The sequence below is a fragment of the Roseovarius sp. genome (genome assembly GCF_048262375.1).
Lineage (GTDB): Bacteria > Pseudomonadota > Alphaproteobacteria > Rhodobacterales > Rhodobacteraceae > Roseovarius.
Genome location: NZ_JBLXFE010000013.1, coordinates 38697 through 59029, shown reverse-complemented (window position 1 = coordinate 59029; position 20333 = coordinate 38697). Strand labels below are relative to the sequence as shown.

Genomic DNA, 20333 nt, shown 5'->3' with positions numbered 1-20333 from the left:
CAGGTTGCTGTGCGCGTTGCGCGTAAGGCACGCGAAGATTTGGGGGATAGCAATGCCTGTACATACGAAACTTATCGCATTTTCAGCGGTGATTGCTCTTCTTGGCTGCACGCCGGAGACTCGCACTCACAAGATTAACGTTCGCGGAAAGCTCTACGATATAACTGAGACCTATTATCCGTCGTCCTTATCTGCGGGCTCTACGAGCTATACTCTTTTCGCCGAAGGAAGGTCGTTCACATGCTCGGGGTCCGAGGCATTCTGTGTGTGGGCGCTGGAGAAGTATCTGGATCAGCAGAGACCCGGTGCCCCCACAGACGCGCCTCCATCGACAAGTACCCCACCGAAGGTAACCACAAAGGTAACCACACCTGGACCAAGCGGGGGAACCGAAAATGGCGACTAGGCCCTAACCGCTGCCGATCAGGACACCTGCGGCAAAGACCAGCGCCCCGCCCAGAACAACCTGAAACGCCGCGCGAAAGAACGGGGTTTCCATGTATTTGTTCTGAATCCACGCAATTGCCCACAGTTCGACAAAGACCACGACAAAGGCAATGATGGTTGCGGTCCAGAAATCCGGGATGAGATAGGGCAGCGCGTGCCCCAAGCCGCCCACCGTCGTCATGATGCCAGAGGCAAATCCGCGCTTGATCGGGCTGCCGCGCCCCGACAATTCACCGTCGTCGCTGGCGGCCTCGGTGAAGCCCATGGAAATGCCCGCCCCCACGCTGGCCGCGAGTCCCACCAAAAAGGTGGTCCATGTATCCTGGGTGGCAAAGGCCGTGGCAAAGATCGGGGCGAGGGTTGAAACAGATCCATCCATCAACCCCGCAAGACCGGGCTGTATCCATGTCAGAAGGAATTGCCGTTTGGCGGTGCGATTTTCCGAGTCGCGGGCGTCATCATCAAGATGCTTTTCCGCCAGCTCTCCGGCGCGGGTCTGGTGCCCTGCCTCGGCCGCGGCCAGATCTCCCAAGAGTTTGCGCGTTGCGGCATCGCTGGTGCGTTGCGCGGCCTTGAGGTAGAATGCACCGGCGTCACGTTCCATTGCCTCGGCTTCATCTCGGATACGCTCGATTCCCAGGTTCTCGATCAACCAGACGGGACGGCGCGCATAAAATCCCGCCACATGTTCGCGGCGAATGAGTGGGATCACCTCGCCAAAGCGGGTGCGATGCAGCTCTATCAAACGCTGACGGTGACCGTCTTCTTCGGTCGCCATGCCATCGAATATGGCGGCGGTGTCCGGGTAATCTTGCCGGAGCATTTCCGCATAGGAGCGGTAGATGCGTGCGTCGTCCTCTTCCGACGAAATCGCCAGAGCGAGGATCTCTTGTTCGGACAGATCACGGAATCTGCGGCGCGTCGTCATACCGGGAATCATGGGCACCTCGCTTGGAATTTTCTAAACTATCGTGTCAGCCCGACGGATCAAGCGCAAAGCGGCGCGTTGGCCGGTAAAAAAAGTGAACCGATTGGTTTAGTTACTCTTGATTTCTAAACTGATCTGTTTAGATATCATTCTGAACAGTTTAGTTCATTTATGGAGTTGAACATGAAACACGCACTGACTGCACTCGCGCTCTCTTTCACCGCCATTACCGCCCCTACGCTGGCCTTCAGCTTTGACACAAGCAGCCTGACGCCGACGCTGACCTATCCCGAGCCAGCCCCTGCGCCGGTGACGCAAGCCAACAGCGGTATCAATCGCTAAGTCGGGGCTGCAAGACAGCGACTGCCCCCTCTGGCCGTCTGCGCGGATGTGCTTGCGGTCACGGGGCGGAGCCGACTAAACTGTCTCGATCTAAGGAGAGAGTTTGGATGTCGGCTTCAGCCGCGGAAATCAAGAAAGGTCGCAAGTTCGATCAGGTGCTCGAAGGGGCGCGCAGGATCTTTATGCGGGATGGTTTCGAAGGGGCCAGCGTCGATGAAATCGCACGCGAGGCGCAGGTATCCAAGGCGACGCTTTACAGCTATTTCCCTGATAAACGGCTGCTGTTCTCCGAGGTGGCGCGGGCCGAGTGTAACCGTCAGGCCGAAGAAGCGCTTGAGGTGATTGGCAAGGGGGCAACCATCGAGCATGTACTGCACGAGGCGGGCACCCGGATTTTGCGGTTTTTCCTGTCGGATTTTGGCCAGCAGGTGTATCGGATCTGCGTGTCGGAATCGCATCGATTTCCAGAACTGGGCCAACGTTTCTATGCCTCGGGGCCCGACTTGGTGCGCGAACGATTGGGCAAGGTTCTGCGCCCCTATGTCGAAGCCGGGATACTGAAGATCGACGACATGGATCTTGCTGCCAATCAGTTTGGTGAGCTGTGCAAGGGTGATCTGTTTATCCGCTGCTTGTGTGGCATGTGCGACGAGGTGGCAGACGCGGATATTGAGCGCGTGGTCAATGGCGCGGTCGAGATGTTTTTGGCCCGCTACCGCGCCTGAGCCTCGGGCAGTCGCCCCATCATCTCTGCGATGATTTTCTCGGCAATCATGATGGTCGGTGCATTGGTATTGCCGCCGATGAGCCGCGGCATGATCGAGGCATCGACCACGCGCAACCCCTCAACCCCGTGCACGCGCCCCGAGGGATCGACCACGGCCATATCCCCACGTCCCATCGCGCAGGTGCCGACCGGATGATAGATCGTGTCGGCGCGGGCGCGTATATCCGCCTCAAGCGCCGCATCAGACCAGTCATGCGGATGCAGCCGCGTCTTGCGCCACGGATCCAGCGCGGGGGCACGCAGGATCGCATCCATCTGCCGCGCACCACGCATCATCAGTGTCAAGTCGCGATGGTCACTCAGGAACGCAGGATCAATAAGCGGCGCATCTGCGGCTCGTCCGGAACGCAGCGTAACCCGCCCCCGGCTATGGGGACGCAGAACGCAGATGTGACACGAATAGCCCGGTTTGAAATGCAGGGTGCGCAAGTGATTTTCGACAATGCCAATCACGAAATGCAATTGCAGGTCAGGGCGCGTCATGGTGGCAGATGAACGCAGAAACGCGCCCGCCTCGGCATAGGGCGTTGCGAATTGGCCTGTTCCCGTTTTGCGCCATTTCAAGGCCGCCTTGCCCAACTGCCAGATGCCTTTGGGACCGAGGCTGACGACATCATCGCGTTTCGAGGTCTCTGCCAGAATATAATCAAGGTGATCTTGCAGGTTTTTACCCACGCCGGGCAGTTCGTGGACAACGGGAATGGCATGTGCCTGCAGGTCCTCTGCGGGACCAATACCAGAGAGCATAAGGAGCTGCGGCGAGCCAAAGGCGCCGCTGCTGAGAATGACCTCTCGCCGGGCGTGCACCTCTTGCACGCGGCCCCGGTGACGATAGCGCAGGCCGGTGGCGCGCTTGCCCTCGAAGAGCACGCGCTCGGCCATGGCCCGGGTGATCACCGTGAGGTTGCCGCGCTGCATCGCGGGAAAGAGATAGGCGGCGGCGGCGGAACAGCGCTCGCCGCGGTGCGGCCCGTCAAAGAACTGCGTCACCTGATAATGCCCCGCGCCCTCTTGCTGGGTGCCGTTGAAATCTGGGTTGCGTGGGATTTGCAGGCTCTCGCAGGCGGTCACGAACGCCTCAGATATGGCACGCGGCGCGCTCTGTTCCGTGACCTGCAAGGGGCCGGATTGACCGTGCAGATCGCCACCATGCTGCGCATTGCGCTCTGACGCGATGAACCAAGGCAGAACGCTCTGCCAATCCCAGCCGTCACACCCCAGATCTGCCCAGTCGTCGTAATCTCTGGGATGTCCACGCGCATAGAGCATCGCATTGATCGCGCTCGACCCGCCGAGCGCACGACCGCGCGGCTGAAACCCGCAACGTCCGTTTAGTTCGGGTTGCGGCACCGTTTCGAGCGCCCAATTGTTGATTTTTGGACGTCCTGATACCATCGCGGCCACCAGCCCCGGCGCGCGGATGAATATATCTCGTCCGGTCCCGCCTGCTTCGATCAGGCAGACACTCAGGCTTGGGTCTTGGCTCAGCCGGGCGGCCATCACAGCACCCGCCGATCCAGCCCCCACAATGATATAATCATAGGTCATGCTCTGCTGTCCTCCGCCGCCTGAGGCTATGCCAGTGCTACGTCTAAGCCAAAGCGCGACGCTGCGTCAGATGCACAAAGGGCGCCCCGAAAAGGACGCCCTTTGTCATTCGATCCCGTGTCTAAGATCAGCTCGGGCTCATACCGCGCATACGCTCTGACCTGCGACGCAGGTATTCCAGCGTCGAGAGCAAGCCAATGGAGATCACCACAAGGATCGTGGCCACCGCGAGAATGGTCGGGCTGATCTGTTCGCGCAGGCCGGTGAACATGCGCCATGGCAGCGTTTGCTGATTGGCCGACCCGACAAAGAGGACCACAACAACCTCGTCAAACGAGGTGATGAAGGCGAAGAGACCGCCCGAGATCACGCCGGGGAGGATAAGCGGCATCTGAACCCGAAAGAACGTCGTTACAGGGTCTGCGCCCATATTGGCCGCAGCGCGCGTCAAAGAGCGGTCAAACCCCACCAGCGTCGCCGTCACGGTGATGATGACAAAGGGAATACCCAAAGCAGCATGCGCAAGCACCACGCCGAAGTAAGTACCTTGCAACCCGACGCGGCTGTAGAAGAAATACATCCCCGCCGCTGAAATGATCAGTGGCACGATCATTGGTGAGATCAGGACCGCCATGATCGCCCGGCGGAAGGGCACATGTTCTGAGGACAGACCAATTGCCGCCAAGGTGCCAAAGCTGACCGACAGAAGTGTCGCCACCGGCGCAATCGCCAGTGAATTGCGCAGCGCTTGCTGCCAGCCACTGGAGGTGAAGAAATCCTGATAATGCTTGAGGCTATACCCAGCCGGATCAAATCGCAGCATTTCCGGCGTAAAGGTAAAGAAATCCTGCGCGTTGAAGCTGAGCGGCATGACGACCAGAATCGGCGTGATCAAAAAGACAAAGATCGCGCCGCAGATGATGCGGAATGTGTAATGCCAGAGCACCTGACCACTGGTCAGATAGGGTGCGAGATTGGCGCGATACCGCCCCTCGCCGATCCAGAAGACGAACCACGAGAAGAACCAGCCAAAGAGCACCCCGAGCACGAAGCCCGGCGCGCCAGCCATAAACACGCCCGCGATCACAAAAAGCGCGAGGATTCCCCAGCGTGTGACCTTCTCTTGGCCCAGACCAAGGACCGAGAGTGCAATATAGCCCAGCACCATCAGCGCCACGGCACCAATACCAATTCCCATCAGGCCAGAGCCATGTGCGGTGCCCACGAAGAGCCCGACAAAGGCCCCTGCTGCGCCGATGACCGGCAGCGAGAACGAAAGCGGCTTGGTTTCAACGGGTGTCAGCGTAAATCCGTTCATATCTCTTACCCCAGCTTCACGTTGTCGATGCCGACGATCTTGTCATAGGCCCAGTAGAGGATCAGGACCACAGCAAGAAGGATCGTGCCCAGCGCCGCCGCCAGTCCCCAGTTGAGCGAGGACGAAATGTGATAGGCGATCCGGTTCGAGATGAATGTGCCGGTGGTACCACCGACGATCTCGGGCGTGATGTAATACCCAATGGCGAGGATGAACACGAGAATAGAGCCCGCGCCGATGCCCGGCACCGATTGCGGGAAATAGACCCGCCAGAAGGCGGTCCAATTCGTCGCCCCGAGCGATTTGGCGGCCCGCAAATAGGTCTGCGGAATGGTTTGCATCACCGAATACATCGGTAAGATCATAAAGGGCAGCAGGATATGGGTCATCGCAACAATGGTGCCGAATTGGTTGTTGATCATCACCAGACGGCTCTCATCCGCGACAAGGCCCAGCCAGACGAGCACGTCATTGATGACCCCCTGTTGTTGCAACATCACCTTCCATGCGCTGGTGCGCACCAAGAGAGAGGTCCAGAAAGGCAGAAGAACAAGGATCATCAAAAGGTTCGCCGTACGCGCCGGCAGATTCGCCAAGATCCATGCAACCGGATAACCAAGAGCCACGCAGCTAAAGGTGATCATCAGCGACATGAACATCGTGCGCTTGAAAAGGATGCCATAGATCCGCTCATCCTCGCTGCGCAGGGCGATGCCTTGCGGCGTCTTTTCCATGTCTATGGCATTGAGGAAATAGCCAGTGGTGTAGGGCGGCGCGTAGGTCTGAATGGTCTCCCAATTGCTGATTTTGGCCCAATCCTTGTTGGATTCGATAAACGCAGCCTTCATATCAACCGGCGGCAGATCCACAGCGGCGGCGGCCCGCAGCAGGTCAGCACCCGGACCAGAATAAGAGGCGAGTGCCGTCGCTGTCGCAGGATCTTTCAAATCCAGCACAAGCGCAGCATAAACTGCCTCCCAAGGTTCTTCTTTGGTGACGCTCTTGCCATCGACAAAATGCGTAAATGCGGCAAAGGCCGTATATGCGCGTGCCGTGTTTGGCAAAATCTCAGCGATTTGTGCACCTGGGACAAAGCCTATATCACCATTGAAAGTCGTCGCTTCAAGCTGCTCTAGCCGCCCGATCTGATTGGACAGCAGGCGCTTGTTGCCTTCTGCCCCGGCTCCGCCAGACATCATGTCAACCCAGACCGGAGCTTCTAGGAACGCAGGATCAATCTCTTCGAGCGCGTCCTGAAACACCTCACCGATGTTATCGACATCGCGACCAGTGGTGCGAAACATCGAGGAAATCCCGCTTTCCTCATAATTCAGGCGGCTGCCCAGCTTGGTGTGTTCTTTGGCCTCAGCCGCAAGGAAAAGATCAAAAAAGAGCGCCCGGAACACCTGTTCATCCGGCACATCGGCAGCGTCCCAATCGCGCAACTCTTCAACCGTCATGGGCAGGGTGTTGCCCACGATCTGGTTTTCGACAGAGCGAAACAGCATGTCCACGATTGGCGCGATGAACGTCAGAAGCACAAAGATCAACAACGGGGCGATCAACGCAAGCGCCCGCATTTTTTGCGCCCTGAGGGCGCGGCGCAGGCTGCGTTTCAGCGGCGTGCCATCCGCGGCAAGAACCGGGCCGGTCTGGGTGGTATCGCTCATGTCATCCCCGTCGAAGAAATCAGATTATAAAGGCCGGGTCTTGCGCCCGGTCAGAGGAGCGGTGGGGCCGCAACCGGCCCCACCTGTGTTTGTCAGACGAATTACTGAGCCAGCCACGACTGGAACTTGGCGTCCAGATCGTCACGGTTGTCTGCCCACCATTCGTAGTCATAGATATGGACGTTGCCCGCGTTGGCCGGATCGGTCGGCATATGCGGTGCCATCTCGATTCCGAGATCCGCATGCTTGCCTACCAGCGGCGCAGACGAATTGCGGGCCGGACCATAAGAGATATAGGCGGCCTGATCGGCCAGACGCTGGGTGTCGGTTGCGAACTTGAGGAAGTCCATCACGCGTGCCAGACGATCTGCAGGCAGACCGGCCGGTACGATCCAGCCGTCAAGGTCGAACGACTGCATGTCCCACATCATCCCGATCGGCTGATTCTGCTCAGCAATTGCCGAGAACAGACGACCGTTGAAGGTGGAGCCCATGAACACTTCGCCATCGGCCAGAAGCTGGGGCGTTTCGGCGCCAGCAGACCACCACACAACCTGATCCTTGATCGTGCCAAGCTTGGCCAGCGCGCGGTCAACACCTGCGTCGGTGCCCAGAACGTCATAGATCTCGTCCTTGGCGACGCCGTCGCAATAGAGCGCCCATTCCATGTTGTCGATAGGGCGCTTTTGCAGCGCGCGCTTACCCGGATACTTGGCCAGATCGAAGACGTCGCAGACGCTGCTCGGCGGCTCTACCCCGGCAGGCACCATATCAGTACGATAGCCGAATGTGGTCGAATAAACGATCTGCGGAACGAAGCAATCGCTGACGATCAGATCGCCAAAGTCATCGCTGGCAGAGGTGCCATCGGGTGCCGCGGCCAGATCCTTGTCGTGATCAAGCTCCATCGCCAGACCTTCGTCGCACAGACGCATGGCGTCGGATGCAACAACGTCAACCAGATCCCAGGTCACGTTGCCTGCTTCGTTCATGGCGCGCAGCTTGGCCACGGCTTCGGCAGAGCTTTCGTCCCATGTGGCGGTTACACCAGGGTTGTTGGCAAGATAGGGCTGCAGATAGGCCTGATCTTGGCTAACCTGATACGAACCACCCCAGCTGACCAATGTCATGCTGTTGGCCATATCCTGTGCTGTCACAGCTGTACCCGCAGCGACGGTCAGAACCGTGGTCGCGAGCAGGGTTTTAGTGAGTTTCATAAACATACTCCCAGTTTTTTCCCGTTTTTGGATGGTTGAGCCCTGCGCTACGGGCAGAACGTCGAGGGCTTTGCTGAACCCGCACCGATACCGTGACCGGCACGAATATCCTTATACCTGAGGCGCGTCGAGCGCGCGGCAATCATCGGGCAGCCAGCCGATCTCGATCTGCTCGCCCGGTTGCAGGCGGCGTTGATCGGGGGCATTGCGGGTCTTGATGATGAATTCATCCGTACCCGCCACCCGAAGACGCGTGCGGAAGATATCACCCATGTAGATAAATTCCAACACTTCAGCCTTGAGTGTATGGGCATCCGGCTTGAGCCGGTCCCGGTTAAACTCTACCCGCTCGGGGCGGATCGAAATCAATGTACGGTCGCCCGGCTTTTCCACATTGACCGGCTTGGCGTCGATCAGATCGCCATTGTCCAATTGCACAAGCGCGTTGCCGCCCTTGATCTCTTTGACCGTACCCTCAAGCGTGTTGTTCTCGCCGATGAATTGCGCGACAAAGCTGTTCTTGGGGCTTTCGTAGAGTTCATCAGGTGGGGCAATCTGCTGAATGCGGCCATCGTTGAAGACTGCCACCCGGTCCGACATGGTCAGCGCCTCAGTCTGATCATGTGTGACATACACCACGGTGATCCCAAGGTTGTGGGCCAAATGGGTGATCTCGAACTGCATCTTTTCACGCAACTGCTTGTCGAGCGCCCCCAAGGGTTCGTCCATCAGCACAAGCTCTGGCTCAAACACCAACGCGCGCGCCAAGGCGACACGCTGCTGTTGGCCACCCGAGAGTTGCGAGGGGCGGCGGCCGCCAAACGCACCCATTTCCACCATTTCAAGTGCGCGCTTGACCTTGGCCTCACGATCGGACTTGCCGATCTTGCGCACCTCGAGCGGAAAGCTGAGGTTCTCAGAGATTGTCATATGTGGAAACAACGCGTAATTCTGAAACACCATGCCGATCCCGCGCTTGTGCGGTGGAATGTTGTTGATGCTGATCCCATCGAGTTTGATCTCGCCATGGGTGGCTGTCTCGAATCCGGCAAGCATCATAAGGCAGGTGGTCTTGCCAGACCCCGACGGTCCAAGCATGGTCAGAAACTCGCCCTTAGGCATACTCAGGTTCAAATCTTTGACAACCAGATTTTCGCCATCGTAGCTCTTTTGCACGCGTTCAAACGCAACGAACGCATCGTTGTTTCTGTTATCTGCCAAATTCGGCTCCCTATTTGTTGTCGCCGCGGGCGTTTCCCCGCGTTCGGTGAAAACTAAAACGTCAAAGCCTGTTTCATGCAAGCCGATTGCGGCATTTTTTTTCCGAAACCGACCCGCACAGGTCAAATCGCCTGCAAGTCATGCAAGATAAGTCAATTTTCCTGCGGACCGTCGAGGTGCACTCTTCTTTAGAGAGTGCCCCGACGATTGCTTTAAAGAAGAATTGACTTATCCGAGGACTGATTTCACGGCTTTTGTCGTTTTGTGAATCGCCTCGTCAGCCTCGGACTGTGTCAGACAGAAGGGAGGAGCGAAGCCCAGAATATCCCCCTGCGGCATAGCCCGAGCGATAACACCTTCTGCGGCCAGCGCGGCCGAGATTTGCGGCCCCACCTTGTCGGCGGCGTCAAAGAATGTCCGGCTGTCGCGGTCCTTGACGAATTCCACAGCGCAGAGCATCCCCTCGCCGCGCACCTCACCGACATGCGCATGATCACCCAAGGCCTCGGCCATGCCCCGGTTGAGATAGCCCCCCACATCGCGGTTGTTTGCAATGAGGTTGAGATCGTCCAGCAGCTTAAGATTGGCCACGCCCGCAGCCGCCCCGATGGGATGCGCCGAATAGGTCCAACCGTGCCCAATGGGGCCATTCTCATCGGTCCCCTGTTCCAGCACTTTCCACATCTTGTCACTGACGATCGAGCCCGAAAGCGGCGCATAGGCCGAGGTCAACCCCTTGGCAATGGTGATCAGATCCGGTGTCATCCCGTAATGATCCGAGCCGAACATCGTGCCCAGACGACCAAATCCTGTTACCACCTCATCCGCCACCAGCAGGATATCATGTTTGCGCAGCACCTCTTGAATCGCCGCCCAATATCCTACGGGCGGCGGTACGATGCCTCCGGTGCCCAATACAGGCTCGCCAATGAAGGCTGCGATGGTATCCGCGCCTTCACGTTCGATCAGCGCCTCAAGCTCGGCCACACAATGCGCCACGAACTGCGCCTCGGTCTGATCTAGATTGGCACGGCGGAAATAATAGGGAGCTTCGGTGTGGACCACCTGCGCCAGCGGCAGGTCGAATTTCTTGTGAAACAGGTCCAGCCCCGTGAGCGAACCAGTCATCAGGCCAGACCCGTGATAGCCACGCCAACGGCTGATGATCTTTTTCTTTTCGGGCCGCCCAAGGATGTTGTTGTAATACCAGATCAGCTTGATGTTGGTCTCATTGGCGTCACTGCCTGACATGCCGAAATAGACCTTGCTCATCCCCTTGGGCGCGCGATCCATGATCATCTTTGACAAGGTGATCGACGCCTCGGTGCCGTGTCCCACATAGGCGTGGTAATAGGCGAGTTCGCGCGCCTGCGTGGCAATCGCTTCGGCGATCTCTTGGCGCCCATAGCCCACGTTGACACAGTAGAGCCCGGCAAAGGCGTCGAGCAGGCGGTTGCCGTCCCGATCTTCGATATGGCAGCCGCTGCCGCTCTTGATCACCCGGTTGGGTGCCTCGCCGCGCGCGAATTGCGCAAGATGTGTGGAGGGGTGAAAGAAATTCTCGCGATCCCATTGATCGAGTTGGTCGTTGCGCAGCATTGTTTTCCCTTTCGTTTGTGTCTTTGACCCGGAATTTTCAAAAAATTCCGGGTCGAAATCTTTTCAAGATTTCGTCTGCTTATGCCCAATCTCGGCAGACGTATTTGATCTCCATGAATTCCTCCATGCCGCGCCGCGCCCCTTCGCGACCCAGTCCTGATTGCTTGACCCCGCCAAAGGGGATCGGCGCGCCGGTGACCTTGGTGCGGTTCACGGCCACCATGCCGAATTGCAGTGCTCGTGTCATCCGGTAGATGCGGCGCGGATCGTGGCTGTGCAGATAGGCGATGAGACCGTATTCTGTGGCGTTGGCGCGGGCCACCACCTCTGCCTCAGTGTCAAACGGGGTGATCGCCGCCACCGGGCCAAATGTCTCGTCGCGCATGATTGCAGCCCCGTCCGGCACATCTTTCAGCACCGTGGGTTGATAGAAAAGCGGCCCGAGATCATCGCGCTTGCCACCGCAAGCCAGCGTTGCACCATGGCTCAGTGCGTCGGCCACATGTTCTTCCTGCTTTTGGACCGCTGCCTCGTTCATCAACGGGCCGATGTCGGGATCGTCCAAGCCGCGCCCAAGACTCAGTTTTTGCGTCTCTTCGACAAAACGGCGGCAGAAGGCGTCATAAACAGGCCGCTCGACATAAATCCTGTTGGCCCCCAGACAATCCTGTCCAGAGGTGGCAAATTTGGCCTTGATCGCCTCAGTCACTGCCGTTTCCAGATCAGCATTCTTGAACACGATCACCGGCGCGTGTCCGCCCAGCTCCAACACCAGTTTCTTGACCGTCGCGGCACATTGCCGATACAACAGCTGCCCGATGTCGGTAGACCCGGTGAAACTCAACACGCGCACGCGGGCGTCTTGCGTCCAAGGCTCCACCACTGTGGCCGCATCGCCCGTCACCACGTTGAACACCCCTGCCGGAATCCCCGCCCTTTCAGCCAGTTCTGCCAGCGCGAGCGCTGAATAGGGTGTCTCAGCGCTCGGGTGCGCCACCACGGCACACCCAGCCGCCATTGCCGCTGCCGCCTTGCGCGTCAGCATCGCCGCAGGGAAATTCCAGGGCGTGATAAGGGCCGCCACTCCGACCGGCTCCAGCCACAATTCAACCTCTGCATCGGGCAGATGGCTGGTCACGCCCTCGATATTGGGGCGCTTGGATTCCTCGGCGTAATATTCGACAAAACTCGCCGCATAATTGATCTCGCCGCGTGCCTCACTCAGCGGCTTGCCCTGTTCCAGCACCATGATCCGCGCGAGGTCTTCGCGATGCTCGATGATCAGATCGAACCACTGGCGCAGCAGCGCAGAACGGTCCTGCGGCAGGGTCATCGACCAGCGTTCAAACGCCGCCTGTGCCACGTCCACCGCCGCGCGGGCCTGACCGGCGCTGAGGCTTGCCACATCACCCAGCGCGCTGCCATCCGCAGGGTTGGTCACGGCAAAGGTCTCGGCCTCATCACCGCCGACCCATTTGCCGCCCACATAGGAAAAACTGCGCACTAGGCGGGTGTCGGTGATCCCATTTCGGGTCCAGATGGCTGAGTCTGACATGATGGCGCTCCCTTTGCGCCAGAGAATGACCTTTGTCTGCCAATGAGAGAGACTTAAGTTGCAAGAGTTTACAGATTATTCCACTTTGAAAGCGCTAGTTTTCAGATGTTTCATTCAAAAAACAGCTCAAGCGGCGGCAAACGTGGAGCTTTCACCGGCTTGGTCACAATATAAGTGAAATAGCGCGCCAACCCGATCCGTGCCTCCAGCATCTCGTCGATCAGACGCTGATAAGCATCGATATCACGGGCCACGATCTGCATCAGATAATCAAAGCCACCGCCCAAGGCCCAACAGGCCGTGACCTCGCCGTAGCGCTGCATGCTGTCTTCGAAGGCGCGGAAAGAAGCGGGGGTATGATCGGCCAACTCCACTGCGACAAACACCGTCACATGCGATCCCAATTTGCGCAGGCTGATCCGGGCATTATAGCCCTCAATCAGCCCTGCCTCTTCCAATCGCTTTAATCGCTCCCAACAGGGGCTGGCCGAAAGGCCGACGCGCGCAGCCAAGTCGGCCTTGGTGATGCGCCCCTCATCGGCCAGTACCCGCAGAATTTCCAAATCACGCGCATCGAGCTTCATGCTGTTAATACCGTGCCTACATCACGCCCCTTGAGGCGCTCCATTACATGGGTAGCTATCGCGGTATCCTGCACCCCTGTGCCGGTCAGGTCGCAAATCGTAATCTCAGACTCGTCGCGCCGACCGCGCGCGCGACCCCGGATCACGTCCCCCAATTCCGCAGGCGTGCCCTTGCCCCAGAGCCCGGCCTCGATCGCGCTGCGCAATTCCCCCAATTTCTCGACCTGGGATGCGCGGTCGGCCACATAAAGATCGGCCAGAACCAAGGCCTCTGGATCAATCTCATTCTTGCCTGCCTGATCCGACCCCATGGCGGTAATATGCAATTCGGGATGCAACCATTTCGCCTCGATCACCGGGGTCTTTGCCGGGGTTGTGGTGATCACCAATTGGCTGGCCAGCACCAGATCGGCGGGCGTGTCCACCACACGAATATCGCATTTGAGATCCGACAGATCCGCCGCACAGGCGCGGGCCTTGTCGGCATCGCGCCCCCAGATCAGCAGCCGGTCGAACGGGCGCACCAGCCGGGCCGCCCGCGCCTGAAGCCGCGCCTGCACCCCGGTGCCAATTATACCCGCCGTATGCACCACCTCGGGCGCAAGATGCTGTGCGGCAACGGCTCCGGCGGCGGCAGTGCGTAAATCAGTCAGATAGCCATTGTCGAGAAACACCGCCTCGACGAGGCCGGTCTTGGCTGAGAACAGGATCATCAGTCCATTAAGGCTCGGCAATCCCAGCTTGGGGTTGTCAAAAAAACCCGGACTGACCTTGATCGCAAAACCATCAAAACCGGGAATATAGGCGGTTTTCACATCCACTTCGCCATGGACCGCGGCCAGATCCATGGACATCACCGGTGGCATGACCACGCCGCCGTCCGACAGTGCGGCAAAGGCCCGCTCGATCACTTTCACAGCATCCCTGTTCAGACTGACCGCGCCCCGCAACTCCGCCTCTGTTACGATCCGAATATCATGCCCCATAGGATTTTCCCTCAATAATCTTGTCGCCCAAAATCACGTCCTGCCCAGACATGATCCGAGTGAACATCGCCATATCCAGATTGCGCCCGGTGATGATGGTTGCGGTCGGCCCGCTGACCTTTACCTTGCCACTCAGCACCGCCGCGAGCCCCACGACACAGGCCCCTTCCGCTACGATCCGATCCTCGTAATAAAGCACCTGCATCGCGTGATAAATCTCTTCCTCGCTGACGAGGATCACATCATCCAAGAGGTCGCGACACATGGGATAGCTGAGACGGTTCGCCAAACCGATGCCACCCCCAAGGCTATCGGCAAGGCTTGGCAGCTCCTCGACCTCAACGGGGTGACCCGCGCGCATGCTTTCATACATCGCGGCACCACGGTCCATGCTGATGCCGATCACGCGTAGGCTGGGTTTGATCGTCTTGGCCGCAAGCGCCACCCCCGCCGCAAGGCCACCGCCCGACAGCGGCACCAGCAGCGTTTCGACATCCGGGCGCGCCGCCATGATTTCCAGTCCGATGGTACCCTGACCGGCAATGACCCACGGATCATCGAAAGGCGAAATTTCGGTCAGACCCTCCTCGGCGACCAGTCGCTCGACCTCAGCTTGTGCGGCGTCCTGAGAGCGCCCGATGATCCGCACTTCGGCCCCCAATGCGCGGATGCCGTCCACCTTGGCCTGCGGCACCAGTTCAGACATACAGATCACCGCCCGCATGCCGCGTGCCCGCGCCGCATAGGCCACACCGCGCCCATGATTGCCGGTCGAGCAACAGGTGACGCCCGCCGCATCCTTTACCCCCGCCACCGCATTGAGCGCGCCGCGCAGCTTGAAGGCACCGATGGGTTGCATATTCTCCAGCTTCAGCAGGAATTCATGACCCGAAACCCCAGTCATATACGGCGAAGGCACCAGAGGCGTGCGGTCGGCCACCCCGGCAATCACCTGTGCCGCAGCATAGACATCGGCCAGAACTGGCAGCATCGGTCTTTTCCTTTCGTAGATCGCAGCAACTTGCGTCGAGGCGAGCCTAGCGTCAACTCTGCGTAGCGAGATGGCCTGAAAACGACAAAAGGCGGCGTATTTCTTGGGGCGCACCTTGCATAAACTCCCAAGTATGGACCGGACAATCTAGCGACGGACCCCCAACATGATTGAAAAAGACCTGCCATTCTCGGCACAGGAATACCAACGCCGGCTGGACAAGACTCGCGCTGCCATGGCCAAGCGTGACCTTGATGCGCTGTTTGTGACCGATCCTTCGAACCAGCACTGGTTAACCGGCTATGACGGCTGGTCGTTCTATGTGCATCAGGGCGTTCTGGTCTTTCCCGAGGCCGATCCGATCTGGTGGGGCCGCAATCAGGATGCCAATGGCGGCGTGCGCACCGTCTGGATGACCGATGATCGGGTGATCGGCTATGCCGACAATTACGTTCAATCAACCGAGCGCCACCCAATGCAGGATCTGGCAGAGCGGCTCCGGGGCATGGGCTTTGCAGACAAACGCATCGGCGTGGAAATGGATAATTACTATTTCTCCGCCAAGGCGATGCAGGTTTTGCGCGAGGAACTGCCCGACGCAACATTTATCGACGCCACGGCGCTGGTAAACTGGCAGCGCACGGTGAAATCCGAGGAAGAACTGGGGTTCATGCGCAAGGCGGCGCTCATTTCGGAAAAGATCACCGATGGGCTGATGGAACGGGTCGAGCCGGGCATCCCAAAGAATGAAATCGTGGCAGAGATTTTCCGCGACGCGATCCGGGGCGTCGATGGCGCTTGGGGCGATTACCCGGCCATTGTGCCGCTTTTGCCGTCAGGATCAGACGCCGCAGCTCCGCACCTGACGTGGAACGGGCGCGCGTTTGCCACGGGCGAGGCGACATTCTTTGAAATCTCGGGGTGTTATCGCCGCTATCACGCGCCCTTCTGCCGCACGCTGTTTCTGGGCAAACCGCCGCAATTCCTGCTGGATGCCGAAAAGGCGCTTGTCGAAGGGCTGGAGGCAGGGCTGGAAGCCGCGCAGGCGGGCAACCGCGCTTGTGACATCGCCAATGCGCTGGCAGCACCGTTGGAACGTGCGGGTATCGAGCGCGGCGCGCGCTGTGGCTATCCCATCGGTCTGAGCTATCCGCCCGACTGGGGCGAGCGCACGATTTCCCTGCGCTCCGAGGATGAAACCGTGTTGGAGCCGGGCATGACATTCCATTTCATGCCGGGGCTCTGGATGTCCGACTGGGGATTGGAAATCACCGAGTCCATTCTCATCAAGGAAAAAGGCCCGGCAGAAACCTTCTGCAACCGGCCGCGCAAGATGTTCGTGAAGGATTAAACAGAAAGGGCCCCCGCATCGCACGCGGGGGCCTTTTGCAATCTCAGTTTATTCCCATTCCATCTGTTCATAGACCCGGCCCGCATTCTTGGTGGCCAGTTCTTCGAACGTATCAAGGTGGGCATAGGCGGATTGATCGACGTAATAGGCCCCGGCCAGATCGCCGCCTGAATCGATGTGATCGCGAATCTGGGCGCGCAGATGTTCCAGATAACCTTTGGTGTAGCGGCGCACCTGATCCATATTGGTGGGATGTCCGTGACCGGGGATCACGTAGGTCGCTCCAAGTGTCTCGAACTCGGTATCCCAAGTTTCCAGCCAATCCGCCGTGATCGTATCGGGGAAAATCGGTAGCATACGCTCGTGAAAGGCCATATCGCCCGAAATCACGAGGCCCTGCTGCGGCAACCAGACGACGATATCACCGGCGCTATGCGCAGGACCCAGATAGCGTGCCTCAATCCGGAAATCGCCCATTTCAACGATATATTCATCGCTGAAGGTCTCTGTCGGCAGTACCACGCGTGTACCCTCGGAGCGCTCTTTCGTCACGCGCTGCGCCGACTCAAGATCACCGCCACCATGGTTTTCGAACTCAGCCGCCGCCTCTTCATGCGCCACGATGGGAACACTCTGTTCGGCCCAATAGGAATTGCCCAACATCGCATGGCCTTGGCCATTCTCGTTGAACACCAGTTTGACAGGCTGATCGGTGATCGCCTTGATCTCGGCATGCAGGGCGCGGGCGAGACCGTAAGACGCGCCGCCATTGATCACTACCACCCCATCGCCGGTGACGATGAAGCTGAGATTGTTGTTGTGCCCGGCGTTGTCATAGGTGGGCGGCGCGGTGGCCCCGATGGCGGACCAGACATGCGGGATCACCTCGACGGGTTTGGAATAGAGCAGCGAGGCGGGATATTGATCCGGGATATCCTCACTGGCGAGCGCTCCGCTGGGGGAGCAGAGCACAAGAGCGGACAGCATCACGCGCAGCATCTCAGACCTCCATCACGAAACGGTAGGCATCGCCATCACGCTCGACCCTACCTAATCCGCCCTCGGGCAGGTGAAAGCCGACCATGGCCATCTGATCGGTCGCCAACTGGTCCAAGAGGCGCGTTCGCGTGGCGATTCCCAACTCGGCGTCCTGATCCGAACCGCTGACCCAATCGGGCCGCGCAAACGCCAGATGGCCGTTGCCGATTGCATCACCAACCACCAGCGCCGACTCTGATCCCTGACGGATCTCAAACGCGATATGGCCCGGTGTGTGGCCGGGCGTGTCATGTGCCATGATCCCCGGCAGCACCTCTTGGCCACCGCTGATGAACTCCATCTGATCCTCGATCGCCGCCAGACGCCGCGCCGCGCCGACAGCAAAACTGGCCCGCTCGGCGCCGATGGTTTTGACCGTCTCGGGATCCGTCCAGTAGTCCCACTCCGCCTGACCGATCATGTAGCTGGCATTGCTGAACACCGGATCGTCGAAATCATCCAGCACCCCCCAGAGATGGTCCGGGTGGGCATGGGTAAAGAGGATATGGGTGATGTCATCGGCGCTGACGCCAATGCCCTCCAAAGCATCGAGAACTTGTCCGGCGCTCGGCATGAACCCCGATCCGGACCCGGCATCAAACAAAACTGTGCGTTCGCCATCCTGTAACAGAGTCAGATTGCAGGGCGGCTCTATCACGGTGCCCGTGATGCCATATTGCGCCAGAACAGGCGCGGCGTCGGCGGCGGGCAGGTTGCCCAGCAAGAATTCCATTGGCAACACCAGATGGCCATCGCTGACGGTGGTGATCTTGGCACTGCCAAGCATGAGTTCGGTTGCGGCAAAGCTAGGACGCGGCAAGCCAACAAGCGCACCTGCCCCCATGGCTGCCAAAATCTGGCGTCGATTAAAGTGCATGGGTTCCTCTTCCCTATTTATTCGTATTTGTGAATATGATTATCGCCTCTGCCTCAGAATACAAGACAAAACAAGGCCGTGATTGATGCTGATTTTCGCACAGAGATGGGTTAGGAACATAGGATCAGAACCCCTTATGCGTGACACAAAGACTCTCATGGACTACGAAAGCCCCGCTTATCTGACGACCAAAGAGGTCGCCGACCTCTTGCGTGTCAAGGAGCGTAAAGTTTACGACATGGTCGCCACAGGCGAAATTCCGCATCGCAAGATCACCGGCAAGCTCTTGTTTCCACATAATGAACTGGTTTGCTGGATTGAGGGCTCTGGCGTCACCCTGCCCACAGAGCGCCCGGCACTGGTCACGGGATCACACGACCCACTGCTGGATTGGGCGCTGCGTGAGAGTGGCGCGGGTCTGGCAACCCTCTGGAATGGCAGCTGCGACGGGCTCGAGGTCTTTGCCGATGGGCGCGCGGTGCTGGCCGGGCTGCATATCCCCGGTGAGACTGATTGGAACATTCCGGCGCTCGAGGCGCGCGGCCTGCGCGACGCCGTGCTGATCGGCTGGGCCGAACGGATGCGCGGCCTGATTCTGACCCCCGCAGTGGCGGATCTGGTGCAGAGCTTTGGCGATCTGCGCGGACGCCGCGTGATTCTGCGGCAAGAGGGGGCGGGCACCACCGCGCTATTTGACCGGATGATGCAAGAAGCGGGGCTGGTGCCCGGCGACATCCTGACACCCACTAGCCCCGCCCACACCGAGAGCGATGCCGCCGCCGCCGTCGCGGCGGGCGAGGCCGAGGCGACGTTGGGAATTGAATCGATGGCGCGGCAGTTTCGGTTGGTGTTTCGCCCACTGATTCGCGAACGGTTCGATCTTCTCATTGACCGCCGTGCCTATTTCACCGCCCCGGTACAGCAGCTTGTAGAGTTCATGCGCTCTGAAACCATGGTCGCCAAGGCGGCAGCGCTTGGCGGCTATGATCTGAGCGGGCTTGGCAAGGTGCGCTGGATTTCCGCCTGAGCCGCGTTTAGAGCGAACTCAGCCCCCCGCGTTGGGAAAGAACAACTGCTGACCGTCGATCTTATATCCGGCGATGGCCTGCTGACCCACATCGGACAGCACCCAGTCGATGAACGCCTGCCCGGACCTGACCTTGACGTTCGGATGCTTGCCCGGGTTCACGAGGATAATGCCATATTGGTTAAAGAGGCGATTATCGCCCTCAACCGCGATCTGGTAATCACCCTTATTCCCGAAGGAAATCCATGTGGCGCGATCGGTCAGGATATAAGCCCCCATCGCCGTGCCGGTATTGAGCGTGGCCCCCATGCCGGAGCCGGTCTCGCGATACCATGTGCCAGAGGCCGCAGCAGCATCGACACCCGCCTCTTTCCACAGCCGCAATTCGGCCTTGTGGGTGCCGCTGTCATCCCCGCGCGAGGCGAACGGCGCTTCGGTCTCGGCAATCCTGGCCAGCGCGGCAGAAATATCCACCGTCCCGGCAATGCCTGCGGGATCGGCAGGCGAGCCGACGAGAATGAAATCGTTATACATCACGTCCGACCGTTTCAGCCCATGTCCCTCGGCCACGAATTTTTCCTCAGCCGCCTTGGCATGGACAAAGAGCACATCACCATCGCCGTTCTCTGCGTTCTTGATCGCCTGCCCGGTGCCAACCGCCACAACACGCACCTCTATCCCTGTCTCACCCTGAAAGATCGGCAGGATATGATCGAAAAGGCCCGAATTCTGGGTCGAGGTGGTCGATTGCACCACGATGAACTGATCCTGCGCCTGCACCGTGCCTGGCAGAGCCAAGGCAAGCGCCGCACCGGCGGCAAGCGAAAGAAGATGACGTCTGAGCATG

18 protein-coding genes are annotated in these 20333 nt (G+C 59.0%); 4 read left to right on the top strand and 14 right to left on the bottom strand.

Annotated features, from left to right (window positions below):
- Positions 1–409: 409 nt before the first annotated feature.
- Positions 410–1387: an iron exporter MbfA gene (gene mbfA, locus ACN0SW_RS14275; protein WP_417728597.1), complete on the bottom strand. Its 978-nt coding sequence runs from the start codon at positions 1385–1387 to the stop codon at positions 410–412.
- A 171-nt stretch (positions 1388–1558) separates the two neighbouring features.
- Between mbfA and ACN0SW_RS14270 the strand changes: the two genes are divergently transcribed.
- Positions 1559–1717 (top strand): hypothetical protein, encoded by a 159-nt coding sequence (locus ACN0SW_RS14270; protein WP_417728596.1) that lies wholly within the window; start codon positions 1559–1561, stop codon positions 1715–1717.
- Between the two features lie 107 nt (positions 1718–1824).
- Entirely contained in the window at positions 1825–2442 is a 618-nt protein-coding gene (locus tag ACN0SW_RS14265; protein WP_417728595.1) for a TetR/AcrR family transcriptional regulator, read from the top strand.
- Here ACN0SW_RS14265 and ACN0SW_RS14260 read toward each other — a convergent pair.
- The 10 genes from ACN0SW_RS14260 to eutB form a co-directional block, all read right to left on the bottom strand.
- Positions 2430–4052: a GMC family oxidoreductase gene (locus ACN0SW_RS14260; RefSeq protein WP_417728594.1), complete on the bottom strand. Its 1623-nt coding sequence runs from the start codon at positions 4050–4052 to the stop codon at positions 2430–2432. The genes ACN0SW_RS14265 and ACN0SW_RS14260 overlap by 13 nt on opposite strands.
- Positions 4053–4179: 127 nt before the next feature.
- Positions 4180–5370 (bottom strand): ABC transporter permease, encoded by a 1191-nt coding sequence (locus tag ACN0SW_RS14255; RefSeq protein WP_417728593.1) that lies wholly within the window; start codon positions 5368–5370, stop codon positions 4180–4182.
- Between the two features lie 5 nt (positions 5371–5375).
- Positions 5376–7040 (bottom strand): ABC transporter permease, encoded by a 1665-nt coding sequence (locus tag ACN0SW_RS14250; protein ID WP_417728592.1) that lies wholly within the window; start codon positions 7038–7040, stop codon positions 5376–5378.
- Positions 7041–7141: 101 nt separating this feature from the next.
- Positions 7142–8257: an extracellular solute-binding protein gene (locus ACN0SW_RS14245; RefSeq protein ID WP_417728591.1), complete on the bottom strand. Its 1116-nt coding sequence runs from the start codon at positions 8255–8257 to the stop codon at positions 7142–7144.
- Positions 8258–8368: 111 nt separating this feature from the next.
- On the bottom strand, positions 8369–9478 hold the full coding sequence (locus ACN0SW_RS14240; RefSeq protein WP_417728590.1) for an ABC transporter ATP-binding protein: 1110 nt from the start codon (positions 9476–9478) through the stop codon (positions 8369–8371).
- 228 nt (positions 9479–9706) lie between these two features.
- Positions 9707–11077, bottom strand: a complete 1371-nt coding sequence (locus tag ACN0SW_RS14235; protein ID WP_417728589.1) for an aspartate aminotransferase family protein — start codon at positions 11075–11077, stop codon at positions 9707–9709.
- A gap of 79 nt (positions 11078–11156) precedes the next feature.
- Positions 11157–12632, bottom strand: a complete 1476-nt coding sequence (locus tag ACN0SW_RS14230; protein WP_417728588.1) for an NAD-dependent succinate-semialdehyde dehydrogenase — start codon at positions 12630–12632, stop codon at positions 11157–11159.
- Between the two features lie 110 nt (positions 12633–12742).
- Positions 12743–13216, bottom strand: coding sequence for an Lrp/AsnC family transcriptional regulator (locus ACN0SW_RS14225; RefSeq protein ID WP_417728587.1), 474 nt, complete (start codon positions 13214–13216; stop codon positions 12743–12745).
- Positions 13213–14202: a cyclodeaminase gene (locus tag ACN0SW_RS14220; RefSeq protein ID WP_417728586.1), complete on the bottom strand. Its 990-nt coding sequence runs from the start codon at positions 14200–14202 to the stop codon at positions 13213–13215. The genes ACN0SW_RS14225 and ACN0SW_RS14220 overlap by 4 nt, the downstream gene beginning before the upstream one ends.
- Positions 14192–15193, bottom strand: coding sequence for a hydroxyectoine utilization dehydratase EutB (gene eutB, locus ACN0SW_RS14215; protein ID WP_417728585.1), 1002 nt, complete (start codon positions 15191–15193; stop codon positions 14192–14194). Before eutB ends, ACN0SW_RS14220 begins: the two co-directional genes overlap by 11 nt.
- A gap of 166 nt (positions 15194–15359) precedes the next feature.
- On the opposite strand from eutB, the gene doeA reads away from it, so the two are divergent.
- A complete protein-coding gene (doeA, locus tag ACN0SW_RS14210) occupies positions 15360–16544 on the top strand; it encodes an ectoine hydrolase DoeA (protein WP_417728584.1) in 1185 nt (394 codons plus the stop codon).
- A gap of 48 nt (positions 16545–16592) precedes the next feature.
- Here the strand turns inward: doeA and ACN0SW_RS14205 are convergent, their stop codons facing one another.
- Both ACN0SW_RS14205 and ACN0SW_RS14200 read right to left on the bottom strand, forming a co-directional pair.
- On the bottom strand, positions 16593–17543 hold the full coding sequence (locus ACN0SW_RS14205) for an MBL fold metallo-hydrolase (protein ID WP_417728583.1): 951 nt from the start codon (positions 17541–17543) through the stop codon (positions 16593–16595).
- A gap of 1 nt (position 17544) precedes the next feature.
- Entirely contained in the window at positions 17545–18459 is a 915-nt protein-coding gene (locus ACN0SW_RS14200) for an MBL fold metallo-hydrolase (protein ID WP_417728582.1), read from the bottom strand.
- 136 nt (positions 18460–18595) lie between these two features.
- Here ACN0SW_RS14200 and ACN0SW_RS14195 point away from each other — a divergent pair, with 136 nt between their 5' ends.
- Complete coding sequence (locus tag ACN0SW_RS14195) at positions 18596–19486, top strand: substrate-binding domain-containing protein (protein WP_417728581.1); 891 nt, start codon at positions 18596–18598, stop codon at positions 19484–19486.
- An 18-nt stretch (positions 19487–19504) separates the two neighbouring features.
- Here ACN0SW_RS14195 and ACN0SW_RS14190 read toward each other — a convergent pair whose 3' ends face one another.
- Positions 19505–20332 (bottom strand): substrate-binding domain-containing protein, encoded by an 828-nt coding sequence (locus ACN0SW_RS14190; RefSeq protein ID WP_417728580.1) that lies wholly within the window; start codon positions 20330–20332, stop codon positions 19505–19507.
- Position 20333: the final 1 nt, after the last annotated feature.

Excerpts from the sequence above, each read along its gene's own strand:
- mbfA (WP_417728597.1), bottom strand. The coding sequence starts at position 1,387 with ATGATTCCCGGTATGACGACGCGCCGCAGATTCCGTGATCTGTCCGAA.
- ACN0SW_RS14270 (WP_417728596.1), top strand. The coding sequence starts at position 1,559 with ATGAAACACGCACTGACTGCACTCGCGCTCTCTTTCACCGCCATTACC.
- ACN0SW_RS14265 (WP_417728595.1), top strand. The coding sequence starts at position 1,825 with ATGTCGGCTTCAGCCGCGGAAATCAAGAAAGGTCGCAAGTTCGATCAG.
- ACN0SW_RS14260 (WP_417728594.1), bottom strand. The coding sequence starts at position 4,052 with ATGACCTATGATTATATCATTGTGGGGGCTGGATCGGCGGGTGCTGTG.
- ACN0SW_RS14255 (WP_417728593.1), bottom strand. The coding sequence starts at position 5,370 with ATGAACGGATTTACGCTGACACCCGTTGAAACCAAGCCGCTTTCGTTC.
- ACN0SW_RS14250 (WP_417728592.1), bottom strand. The coding sequence starts at position 7,040 with ATGAGCGATACCACCCAGACCGGCCCGGTTCTTGCCGCGGATGGCACG.
- ACN0SW_RS14245 (WP_417728591.1), bottom strand. The coding sequence starts at position 8,257 with ATGAAACTCACTAAAACCCTGCTCGCGACCACGGTTCTGACCGTCGCT.
- ACN0SW_RS14235 (WP_417728589.1), bottom strand. The coding sequence starts at position 11,077 with ATGCTGCGCAACGACCAACTCGATCAATGGGATCGCGAGAATTTCTTT.
- ACN0SW_RS14230 (WP_417728588.1), bottom strand. The coding sequence starts at position 12,632 with ATGTCAGACTCAGCCATCTGGACCCGAAATGGGATCACCGACACCCGC.
- ACN0SW_RS14225 (WP_417728587.1), bottom strand. The coding sequence starts at position 13,216 with ATGAAGCTCGATGCGCGTGATTTGGAAATTCTGCGGGTACTGGCCGAT.
- ACN0SW_RS14220 (WP_417728586.1), bottom strand. The coding sequence starts at position 14,202 with ATGGGGCATGATATTCGGATCGTAACAGAGGCGGAGTTGCGGGGCGCG.
- eutB (WP_417728585.1), bottom strand. The coding sequence starts at position 15,193 with ATGCTGCCAGTTCTGGCCGATGTCTATGCTGCGGCACAGGTGATTGCC.
- doeA (WP_417728584.1), top strand. The coding sequence starts at position 15,360 with ATGATTGAAAAAGACCTGCCATTCTCGGCACAGGAATACCAACGCCGG.
- ACN0SW_RS14205 (WP_417728583.1), bottom strand. The coding sequence starts at position 17,543 with ATGCTGCGCGTGATGCTGTCCGCTCTTGTGCTCTGCTCCCCCAGCGGA.
- ACN0SW_RS14200 (WP_417728582.1), bottom strand. The coding sequence starts at position 18,459 with ATGCACTTTAATCGACGCCAGATTTTGGCAGCCATGGGGGCAGGTGCG.
- ACN0SW_RS14195 (WP_417728581.1), top strand. The coding sequence starts at position 18,596 with ATGCGTGACACAAAGACTCTCATGGACTACGAAAGCCCCGCTTATCTG.
- ACN0SW_RS14190 (WP_417728580.1), bottom strand. The coding sequence starts at position 20,332 with ATGCTCAGACGTCATCTTCTTTCGCTTGCCGCCGGTGCGGCGCTTGCC.